The sequence below is a fragment of the Klebsiella sp. MS 92-3 genome (assembly GCF_000195655.1).
Taxonomy (GTDB): Bacteria; Pseudomonadota; Gammaproteobacteria; order Enterobacterales; family Enterobacteriaceae; genus Klebsiella; species Klebsiella pneumoniae.
This window is the reverse complement of the sequence record NZ_GL882701.1, coordinates 1-10221: the sequence shown is the minus strand read 5'-3', so window position 1 is coordinate 10221 and position 10221 is coordinate 1. Positions and strand designations below refer to the sequence as shown.

Sequence of the window (10221 nt, the reverse complement as noted above, 5' to 3'; positions counted from 1 at the left end):
AAGCTGTTCGGAGATGGAGGGTCAAGATCAGGGTGACCTGCGCCATGATGTTATCCGAGCCCTGTTTCCTAATCACTACACCGGTATTTGATTACCCAGGTCAACTTCAGGCTGTTACAGGGACGGCAACCGTGTCAGCACATCCTTGAGATAGGCATACGGATCGTGCCCATTATTACGGGCCGACTGGATCAAACTCATGATCGCAGCAGCGCGCTTGAGTATGCGAACCCACGCCGAGCATTTGAGAAGGCAACGGGATGAACGCTGGCTGGATAGCCGTGGTTTTCTGGGTAGGCAGCCGAATCCATTTGTGGTCGAGGTTGGCATTGAGGCTGTAGCCCAAGGCGATGTTTGCGATGGAGGCACCGGGTTCAGAACACTCCTGAATGACCTGAGCCTTGAAAGATTTGCTGTAGGTACGGCGCTGAGGGCGCATGGAAAATCCGCTTGATGGGCCATGGCCTTCGGCGGCGGTGTCGGGAAGGTGTGTTGGCCGGACGGATACTGTTGAACTACGTTGTCTGGGGCAACGGAAGTGTTTCGGCCCGACTCTGGAACGCGATCCGCAGCGACGACTGGGCAATTCCGCACGTTAGCCTGAGCAGCCTCGGGGAAATCGTCGTCTGGGCGCGCCCAGACGAGTTTCCGCCAAGGAACATGCAGACGAGCAAGGGGCTGCGGGCACTCGGCTACAACGTGAGGATCGGTGTTTGATCGAGGCGCCTGTGGTACACGCAGGCTGACGAGCCAGGCGCTGTCCATTGCCTGATCAGACCGCCCCGCTGCGCCTTGCCTGAGCAGTTGACCTGCATCAATGGGGCGGGAGAACGCTGTACATTGACTCTTGAAGGCTGTCATGGTAAGCGTAATATCTTACAAAGTATTACAAGGATTTCCTTGGCCGGAACCGCAAAGCGACGCGATTGGAGAGGGTGAGATGAAAGCGCACCTACAGGGATGAAAGCGCACCTACAGGTGATTTTCACGCTCGATGAATTGGCTGCGTACTTGAAAGTCGGCAAGCGGACGCTTTATCGGCTCGCCGCGCACGGGGAAATTCCGGCTTTCAAGGTGGGCGGGACGTGGCGGTTTCCTCAAAGTGAAATCGATCAGTGGATCAATGATCAGACCCGAGCCGCAGCAAAGAAGGAGGTGATGCGCAAGCGTGAACAGCAGAAGTCATCCGAGCAGCCCGTGTCGCCTGGGCGCACTGCCCGTCACAGCAGGCAAAGGGCTTGAGTAACTCGTTTTCCAATTTTTCTGGAGGTATGACATGGACATCGATTTCAAGAAGTTGGCTCCCTGGAACTGGTTCAAGAACGAGCAGCAAGAGCAGCAGACCGTCTCTTCCCTGCCGGTGCAGCGCAATGACCTGCCAGCGGCGAGCGGGCCAGTCAGCCCGATCCTGCAACTGCATCGGGAAATCGACCGGCTGTTCGATGACGCATTCCGGGGCTTCGGTTTTCCGGCGTTGAACATGCCGCAGTGGCCATCCGATTGGTCGGGCATGCTGAAGCCGGCCCTGGACATCCAGGAAACCGACAAGCAGTACAAGATTGCCCTGGAAGTGCCCGGTGTCGAGGAGAAGGACATCCAGATCACTCTCGACAACGACGTGCTGATGGTGCGTGGCGAGAAGCGCCAGGAACAGGAGAAGAAGGAAGGTGGCTTCCACCGTGTGGAGCGCTCCTACGGCAGCTTTCAGCGTGCCTTGAACCTGCCTGACGACGCCAACCAGGATTCGATCAAAGCATCGTTCAAGAACGGGGTGCTCACGGTCACGATCGACAAGCGCGAGGTCAGCGCGCCGAAGCAGGGACGCTCGATCCCGATCAACGGCTGACGTCGCCGGCTCGTTCGTCACAAGAAAAACCCGGCACGAGACGAGGAGTCGCGGTTCGCGATGCCTCGTCGCCTCAACCTTGTCAACCTTGTCAACCTTCTCAGGAGCATCAGCATGGCCAGAAAACAATGCCAGGTCTGCGGCCAACCCGCCACCGTGCGGGTGGAAGCCAATCTCAACGGTCGTCACAGCACCATGCTGTTGTGCGACGACCATTACCGGCAATTAGTGCGCCAGCAAAAGCGCACCGTTTCGCCGCTGGAAGCCTTGTTCGGCTCGCGCAGCGGCCTGTTCGAGGACTTCCTCGGCAGTGACTTCTTCCGCATCGGCGACGACGCGACGCCAGTTGCCGCCGATACCGATGACGTGGTCGATGCCTCGTTTGGCGAGCCCGCCGCCGCAGGTTCGGGTGCGCCGCGCCGTCGCGGCAGTGGGCTGGCCAGCCGCATCAGCGAACAGTCGGAAGCCTTGCTGCAGGAGGCCGCCAAACACGCTGCCGAATTTGGCCGCTCCGAGGTGGATACCGAACATCTGCTGCTGGCGCTGGCCGACAGCGACGTGGTCAAGACCATCCTGGGTCAGTTCAAGATCAAGGTCGATGACCTCAAGCGGCAGATCGAGTCTGAGGCCAAGCGCGGGGACAAGCCCTTCGAGGGCGAGATCGGCGTGTCGCCGCGCGTGAAGGATGCGCTCAGCCGCGCCTTCGTGGCCTCCAATGAACTCGGCCATTCTTATGTCGGTCCAGAGCATTTCCTGATCGGTCTGGCTGAGGAAGGCGAAGGGCTGGCCGCCAACCTGCTGCGCCGCTACGGCCTGACGCCGCAGGCGCTGCGCCAACAGGTCAGCAAGGTGGTCGGCAAGGGCGCCGAGGATGGCCGCGCTGAGACGCCGACCAACACGCCAGAACTCGACAAGTACTCGCGCGACCTGACCAAGATGGCGCGCGACGGCAAGCTCGACCCGGTGATCGGCCGCGCGCAGGAGATCGAAACCACCATCGAGGTGCTGGCCCGGCGCAAGAAGAACAACCCGGTGCTGATCGGCGAGCCGGGTGTGGGCAAGACCGCCATCGTCGAAGGGCTGGCGCAGCGCATGGTGGCGGGTGAAGTGCCCGAGACCTTGCGCGACAAGCGCCTGGTGGAACTCAACATCAACGCCATGGTGGCCGGCGCCAAATATCGCGGCGAGTTCGAGGAGCGCGTGCAGAAGGTGCTGAAGGAGGTGACCGAGCACCAGGGCGAGCTGATTTTGTTCATCGACGAGGTGCACACCATCGTCGGTGCCGGCCAGGGCGGTGGCGAAGGCGGGCTGGACGTGGCCAACGTGTTCAAACCGATGATGGCGCGCGGTGAACTCAACCTGATCGGCGCCACGACGCTGAACGAGTACCAGAAATACATCGAGAAGGATGCCGCACTGGAGCGGCGCTTCCAGCCGGTGACGGTACCCGAGCCGACGGTGGCCCAGGCCATCATGATTCTGCGCGGCCTGCGCGACACCTTCGAGGCGCACCACAAGGTCAGCATCTCCGAGGACGCGATCATCGCGGCGGCCGAGTTGTCCGACCGCTACATCACGGCGCGCTTCCTGCCGGACAAGGCGATCGACTTGCTCGACCAGGCGGCCGCGCGCGTGAAGCTGTCGGCCACGGCCCGGCCGGTGGCCGTGCAGGAGCTGGAGTCCGAACTGCACCAGCTGCGGCGTGAACAGGATTACGTGGCCGCGCGCAAGCAGTACGACCAGGCCGCCGAGCTCGGGAAGCGCATCGAAGCCAAGGAGGCCGAGCTCAAGAAGCTCGTCGAGGACTGGGAGCGGGAGCGGGCCTCCGGCAGTGCCGAGGTCAAGGCGGAACACGTGGCGCAGATCGTCTCGCGCCTGACCGGCATCCCGGTCAACGAGTTGACGGTGGAAGAGCGCGAAAAGCTGCTGCACTTGGAACAACGGCTGCACGAGCGCCTGGTGGGACAAGACGAGGCGGTCCGTGCCGTGGCCGATGCCGTGCGGCTGTCCCGCGCCGGCCTGCGTGAAGGCAGCAAACCGGTGGCTACCTTCCTGTTTCTGGGCCCGACCGGGGTGGGCAAGACCGAGCTCGCCAAGGCATTGGCCGAATCGATCTACGGCGATGAGCACGCCCTGTTGCGCATCGACATGTCGGAATATGGCGAACGCCATACCGTGGCGCGATTGGTGGGCGCGCCTCCGGGCTATGTCGGTTACGACGAAGGCGGTCAGCTCACCGAGAAGGTGCGGCGCAAGCCCTACAGCGTGCTGCTGCTCGACGAGATCGAGAAGGCACACCCTGACGTATACAACATCCTGCTGCAAGTGTTCGACGACGGTCGCCTCACCGACGGCAAGGGCCGGGTGGTGGATTTCACCAACACCATCATCATCGCCACGTCCAACCTGGGTTCGGACATCATCCAGCGACGGCTGAAGGCGCGCGGGGCGGCCGGCGAGGAGTACGAAAAGACCAAGGCCGGAGTCATGGACGTGCTGCGCGGCCATTTCCGGCCCGAGTTCCTCAACCGCATCGACGAGATCATCGTCTTCCATGCGCTGGGCAAGGAGGAGATCCGCCACATCGTCGGCCTGCAGCTCGATCGCGTGGCGCGCAGCGCCGCCAGCCAGGGCGTGACGCTCACTTTCGATCAGACGCTGATCGACCATTTCGCGGAAGAAGGCTACAAGCCCGAGTTCGGTGCGCGTGAACTCAAGCGCCTGATCCGCAGCGAGCTGGAAACTGCGCTGGCGCGCGAGATGCTCGGCGGCGGCATCGGCAAGGGCGATCACGCCAGCGCACGCTGGGACGACAAGGCCGAACGCGTGGTGTTCGAACGCAAAGAGCCACCGCAGACCCCGGCCGAGCCGGAGCAGCCGGATGCCGCGAAGGCGAGCGACGCATCTTGATGGCGGGCGAGGCTGCCGTGTCCGACCCCATCGGCCTGGCACTGGCATGGGCAGCCTCCCTGGCCTCGATCGCGGTGGCGGTCGTGGCCGCAGGTCACGCGGGCGTCTACAAGCGTGATGAGCAGTCGGCCACGCCGTGGGGACTGCTCATCAGCGGCGGCACTGCCCTCCCGCTCGCTGGCCATCCGTTCGCGTGACGGCGCGGCCCATCTGTTCACCTGATCCTCTGGCAACTCGACTTTCGAGGAACAAGGCCCATGGCTGGGTGACGCGGGCAGGCAACTGATAGTCGGTACTCTGTTCGACATCTCTTCTCGCAAGGAAATAGAGCAGCAGTTGCTGCGTATGGTGATCACCGACCCCTTTGCTTCACGGTTGAGGGAACATGTTCGCGCAACCGACATGGCTGCCCGGATTGGGGGGAGGAATTCGCTGTGTTGTTGGAAGCGGCATCGATAGAAGGCGCCCAAGTATGGGCGGAGCGATTTCGTCAGGACACTGCGGCGACAGCGGTGGTGTGTGGAGAGGTGTCGATCAGCTATAGCGCCAGCATGGGGGGGGCTCTCCTTGACCCCCGTTTGCACTCTGTCGAGCAGGTGATGCTGCAGGCGGACAGCGCGCTCTACCAGGCAAAAAAGACAAGGGTGCAACCAAGTTGTGGGCGCACAAGTATTTCAGAATTGAGAGGAGTGGCGATGAAGGAAAAGCAAGCAGACCCGATCAAAACATTTCGCGCCCAATGGGCAGTGATGACGTTCTACGAGCGCTTTGAACAGGTGATCGCGCTCGCGCTGTCCGCAATCATTGCCGTTATCATCGTGGTCTCGCTGCTGCAGCTGATCTCGATCGTCTTCAGCCTGCTGATCATTGATGCATTCAATCCGCTCGATCACAAGGTCTTCCAGACCGTGTTCGGCATGATCATGACGCTGCTCATTGCCATGGAGTTCAAGCATTCCATCGTGAGGGTGGCCTTGCGGCGCGACAGCATCATCCAGGTCAAGACGGTGATCCTGATCGGGCTGATCGCCCTGGCGCGTAAATTCGTGATCCTCGACCCGGAGACCGGCCCCGCCAAGGTCGCGGCGCTTGCAGGCGCGACACTGGCCCTCGGGGCGACTTACTGGCTGCTGCGCGAGCGCGATGACCGGACAGCCGGGGAAAGCTCAGATGATCAGTCGTGATCTGCGCCACGCGCAGAATGTCGGCGCGCGGCATCGCTGGCACAATCGCCTGCAAACCGTGCTGTTGGTGCTGACCCTGCTCGGAATTGCCGCCGTCGCTGGCAGCCTGCTGTTGGGTGACGGCGGGCTTTGGCTGGCGCTTGCGGCTGCGGGGTTCACCCTGCTGCTTGAACCGGCGGCCGCCTCCGGGCTGACCTTGCGGCTGTATGGCGCACGCCCCCTGCACCCGGATGAAGCGCCCGATCTTTGGGCTGTGTTGCGCGAACTGGCGGCGCGGGCCGGGCTGCCTACCGTGCCGGTACCGCACTACGTGCCCAGCGGGGTCGTCAACGCCTTCGCCACCGGTTCGAAGCATCACGCGGCCATCGCGCTGACCGACGGCCTGCTGCGTAGCCTCACGCCCCGCGAGTTGACCGGCGTGCTCGGCCACGAAATCGCGCATATTGCGAACGAGGATTTGCGTGTCATGGGCTTGGCCGATTCCATCAGCCGGCTCACCCATCTTCTGGCCTTGTTGGGGCAGCTTGCGATCGTGCTCAGTTTGCCAACGCTATTGCTTGGAGTCACGGAAGTCAATTGGCCCGCGTTGCTTCTACTTGCGGTCGCGCCACAGCTGGCCTTGCTGGCTCAGTTGGGCTTGTCCAGGGTGCGCGAATTCGACGCCGACCGGCTCGCTGCCGAATTGACCGGCGACCCGCACGGGCTGGCCTCAGCGCTCGCCAAGATCGAGCGGGTGAGCCGCTCCTGGCGCGCCTGGCTGCTGCCCGGATGGGGCAATCCGGAACCCTCCTGGTTGCGCACGCATCCAGCGACGGCTGAACGCATTGAGCGCTTGCTAGAACTAGCTCCGCCGCCCGCGATGCCGCCGTTTCCATCGGCCCGTTTCGACCCCGAAGTGACCGTATCACCACGTCCGCCACGCTGGCGCACTGGCGGCCTTTGGCGCTGATTTCAACATGGAGAATGACGTGACCTACCCGACCCCTACAGCCGCCCGGAGCCGGATCGATTCATCCGGCGCTGGCTCGTCATCACTGGCTGCATCGCCGCACTCATGCTGCTGTGGCAGTTCCTGCCCGCCATCGAAGCCTGGTTCAGTCCCCACGAAACAAATGCTTCAGCCCGGAAGAGAGGTCTCAGGCCGTCCGGGAGCTCTGTAACCGACGTGGAACCGCGCGTAAAGTTGCACAAAGCATAGGCGTCAGCGTCCCGGTCCTGTACAAATGGAAGAAAGACCTTATCAGTGACGAGGCTTATCAATCCATGCGCAAACGAAAGTCAGCCCCTCAGGATAAAAATCAGGATGCTTTACTCGGTGAAATCCAGCGTCTCAGGAAGCAGGTTCATCAGCTGCAGCTCGAACGTGACATACTGACAAAGGCGAATGAACTGATAAAAAAAGATCTGGGCGTCAGCTTTCTGAAACTGAAAAACAGGGAGAAAACCCTGATAGTTGATGCCCTTAAGAAAAAGTACCCCGTTGCTGAGTTGCTAAGCGTTCTGCAACTTGCCCGCAGCTGTTATTTTTACCAAAACGTCTGTACGATAAGTATGCGGAAATACGCGTGATCATGGCCGATATCTTTGAGGAGAATTACCGCTGTTACGACTATCGGCGCCTTCACGCGATGCTTCGCGGTAACAACAGGGTTATTTCTGAAAAGGTTGTCCGCAGACTGATGGCAGAAGAGCAGCTCGTTGTTAAGCGCACCAGGCGACGACGATACAACTCTTACTGTGGCGAAATCGGCCCGGCACCGGAAAATTTACTCGCCCGGGATTTTAGTTCCTGCAGGCCAAATGAGAAGTGGCTGACCGATATTACGGAGTTCCAGCTTCCGGCTGGAAAAGTCTATCTGTCGCCGGTTATCGACTGCTTTGATGGCCTGGTTGTAAGCTGGTCGATAGGAACACGCCCGGACGCGACGCTGGTGAATACGATGCTCGATGACGCACTCGATACGCTCAACGAACATGATAAACCAGTGATACACAGCGATCGTGGTGGCCATTACCGGTGGCCGGGCTGGCTCGAGCGTATCAACACCTCCGGACTTATAAGGTCCATGTCGCGCAAAGGATGCTCGTCGGATAATGCTGCGTGTGAAGGCTTCTTCGGGCGTATCAAAAACGAAATGTTCTATGGCAGAGACTGGGCGGGTATCACGCTGGAAAAATTTATCTGCTTCCTGGACAGGTACATACGCTGGTATAACGAGAAACGTATCAAGCTATCATTAGGTGCAATGAGTCCTGTGAAGTACCGGCAGCATCTTGGGATCACAACATAACAGTCCAGGAAAACATCCGCAGCCCCCTAATAGACATTAGCATTGAGCCCCTACAATACATGTTATTGCAAGCTTAAAATGTCACCAAATTCAGCCAGTTAGAAATGTCACCTTAAGAGATGTGAAGAGAGAGAAGTTGGTTTATGTCAGAGGAAAGCAGGCATGAATGACGTCCATGCCTGTGATGAGAGGCTATACCAATAAGCTGTTATTCCCCTTTTTTATGGTCGTGTTCCTTCAGTCCGGGATGCTTTGGCTTGTTTTCCGGAGTGACACGCCTTCTTTTATCTTCTTTGCCAGTTGATTCAGCAATCGGCTTTGGGCCAGGTTTAATACCCATAAAAATCTCCTTGAGTGACAAACAGATTCATATTTACGAACTGTGGCAGTAATGCCAAATATGAAATGAGGGTTCATGGTTATAAAACCAACTGACGTGTTTTCAGAAGCTTGCACTCCATCACACTGCTAAAGGTAAAAAAACAGAACAGAGCAGGGGGCTAGCGTTTCAGACTGGCTCGGAACTCTTCAGGATTAGCCAGTACGGGGTTGATGGCTCTGAGTTGCTCCTGAACCCGGGCTTGTGCACGTCGTTTGGGCATTTTTTTACTCCTATCTCGCTTTCCCTCTCGATCCAATTCATCCATCTTGTCCTGAGCCAGTTTCAGTACAGCACCGAGCCGTTTGTTATCAACGATTTGCCCCTGGTCGATGCATTCCAGTTTATCGAAGACCTGATAATTGAGTGATCGGTAGCCATATTTAAACGCCAGCGTACCATTTGGGTAGTCGTAAACTGTGATTTTTTCACCTGCAATTCTGGTATTTTCTTCCGTAGGTTCAACGAGATATATCATCTTATCGTAACGGAAAGTCAGTGTTTTCGAGAGTTTTCGTGATTCCTGCCAAGCAAAGATATCATCCAGATCTTCAGAGCTTTCAAGCACCGGTCGATGCAGGTCTTTGGGATATTTTGCTGGTCTGGCAAAACGACGATTGAAGTCAATAATGAAGGAATCCAGCCAGGCATTGGCATCCTCGATGCTGCTGATGCCTTCAAGCCGCATTTCTTTGATAAGTCGATCCTGAAGAGTCTGGTTTGCGCGCTCAACGCGACCTTTAGCTTGCGGGCTGTTGGCGCATATCAACTCGATCCCCAGTTCGGAAAGCACCCGGCCGAACTGAGTGATTCCAGTTGTGGTAGTGCCACCATTATTGACCCTGAAAATGCCGTGCTTATCGCTGTAGAACGCCAGTGGTTTGCCATGCTGTTCAAGATACGCGCGGGTGGCCATCATGTAATCAAAGGCTGATTCAGTCTCGCCGAAACGGAGGTGCATCAGGCGCCCAGTAGCATCATCAATGAAGACGAGCAGGCAGCATTTGGGGGCACGTCCTTCAAACCAGTCATGCGGGGAACCATCGATCTGAACAAGTTCTCCAAGGCAGTCACGCCGGTATCTGGGTTGATGAACACGTGGCCTGCGACGTGAGTATGGGACCCAGAGTCCATCAGCCGTCATCCATTTTCTCAGTGTTTCAACAGACACCGTGATGTTATGGCGTTCGCGCAATTTTTCTGCGGCCAGCGTTGGTCCAAAGTCGCTGTAATGATCGTGAAGTAAAGAAAGTACACGCAGCTTCAGTGACTCAGGAAGTCTGTGATTACCGGGGCGTCCTCGTCGAAGGTTTGCCAGACCTGCAGCACCAGATTCACGAAAGCGGTTCATCAAACGCTGTGTCTGACGTTCGGTCAAAGCAAGCTGATGAGCAGCGTCGCGACGGCGCATGCGCTTTTCAACAACTGACTGAATGATGTTGATCCGACTGAGTTCTTTATCTGACATGGTCACAAGCATCCTGATGTCTCCATGGCCTGAGGATTGGATCCTTTATGCCAGAAAAAGTGACATCACTAAATGGGTTAAAAGTGACATCAGAATATTGGAGTTACAATACATGTCAAGGCTCAATTGAAATGTCCGTTATC

At 58.2% G+C, this 10221-nt stretch carries 10 protein-coding genes and 3 pseudogenes; 9 read left to right on the top strand and 4 right to left on the bottom strand.

Annotation, left to right across the window (positions count from 1 at the left end; genetic code table 11):
- Positions 1 to 114: 114 nt before the first annotated feature.
- Positions 115 to 219: pseudogene (locus HMPREF9538_RS31265) on the bottom strand (transposase domain-containing protein); the annotation flags it as partial.
- On the bottom strand, positions 176 to 439 hold the full coding sequence (locus HMPREF9538_RS31260) for a transposase (protein ID WP_004118209.1): 264 nt from the start codon (positions 437 to 439) through the stop codon (positions 176 to 178). The gene HMPREF9538_RS31260 and the pseudogene HMPREF9538_RS31265, both read right to left, overlap by 44 nt.
- Positions 440 to 453: 14 nt before the next feature.
- On the opposite strand from HMPREF9538_RS31260, the gene HMPREF9538_RS31255 reads away from it, so the two are divergent.
- The 9 genes and pseudogenes from HMPREF9538_RS31255 to HMPREF9538_RS31250 all read left to right on the top strand — a co-directional run.
- On the top strand, positions 454 to 717 hold the full coding sequence (locus HMPREF9538_RS31255; RefSeq protein WP_004118208.1) for a hypothetical protein: 264 nt from the start codon (positions 454 to 456) through the stop codon (positions 715 to 717).
- 243 nt (positions 718 to 960) lie between these two features.
- The gene (locus HMPREF9538_RS26625; RefSeq protein ID WP_004152118.1) at positions 961 to 1242 is read left to right on the top strand and encodes a helix-turn-helix domain-containing protein; all 282 of its coding nucleotides are present in this window, start codon (positions 961 to 963) and stop codon (positions 1240 to 1242) included.
- Positions 1243 to 1276: 34 nt separating this feature from the next.
- Positions 1277 to 1846, top strand: coding sequence for a small heat shock protein sHSP20 (gene hsp20, locus HMPREF9538_RS26630; RefSeq protein ID WP_004152117.1), 570 nt, complete (start codon positions 1277 to 1279; stop codon positions 1844 to 1846).
- A gap of 114 nt (positions 1847 to 1960) precedes the next feature.
- The gene (clpK, locus tag HMPREF9538_RS26635) at positions 1961 to 4756 is read left to right on the top strand and encodes a heat shock survival AAA family ATPase ClpK (protein WP_004152116.1); all 2796 of its coding nucleotides are present in this window, start codon (positions 1961 to 1963) and stop codon (positions 4754 to 4756) included.
- A complete protein-coding gene (locus HMPREF9538_RS26640) occupies positions 4756 to 4953 on the top strand; it encodes a hypothetical protein (RefSeq protein ID WP_004152115.1) in 198 nt (65 codons plus the stop codon). The genes clpK and HMPREF9538_RS26640 overlap by 1 nt, the downstream gene beginning before the upstream one ends.
- A gap of 237 nt (positions 4954 to 5190) precedes the next feature.
- Positions 5191 to 5337 (top strand): annotated as a pseudogene (locus HMPREF9538_RS32690) (diguanylate cyclase); the annotation flags it as partial.
- A gap of 114 nt (positions 5338 to 5451) precedes the next feature.
- Positions 5452 to 5940: a phosphate-starvation-inducible PsiE family protein gene (locus tag HMPREF9538_RS0126690; RefSeq protein WP_004152114.1), complete on the top strand. Its 489-nt coding sequence runs from the start codon at positions 5452 to 5454 to the stop codon at positions 5938 to 5940.
- On the top strand, positions 5927 to 6889 hold the full coding sequence (locus HMPREF9538_RS26645) for a zinc metalloprotease HtpX (protein WP_004152113.1): 963 nt from the start codon (positions 5927 to 5929) through the stop codon (positions 6887 to 6889). The genes HMPREF9538_RS0126690 and HMPREF9538_RS26645 overlap by 14 nt, the downstream gene beginning before the upstream one ends.
- A gap of 167 nt (positions 6890 to 7056) precedes the next feature.
- Positions 7057 to 8231, top strand: a pseudogene (locus HMPREF9538_RS31250) (IS3 family transposase); the annotation flags it as partial.
- A 208-nt stretch (positions 8232 to 8439) separates the two neighbouring features.
- Here HMPREF9538_RS31250 and HMPREF9538_RS33125 read toward each other — a convergent pair.
- Together HMPREF9538_RS33125 and HMPREF9538_RS0126685 are read right to left on the bottom strand one after the other, a co-directional pair.
- Positions 8440 to 8571: a hypothetical protein gene (locus HMPREF9538_RS33125; protein ID WP_004218042.1), complete on the bottom strand. Its 132-nt coding sequence runs from the start codon at positions 8569 to 8571 to the stop codon at positions 8440 to 8442.
- 160 nt (positions 8572 to 8731) lie between these two features.
- Positions 8732 to 10078 carry an ISNCY family transposase gene (locus HMPREF9538_RS0126685; protein ID WP_020314316.1) on the bottom strand — a complete coding sequence of 449 codons (1347 nt, stop codon included), beginning with the start codon at positions 10076 to 10078 and terminating at the stop codon, positions 8732 to 8734.
- Positions 10079 to 10221 lie beyond the last annotated feature (143 nt).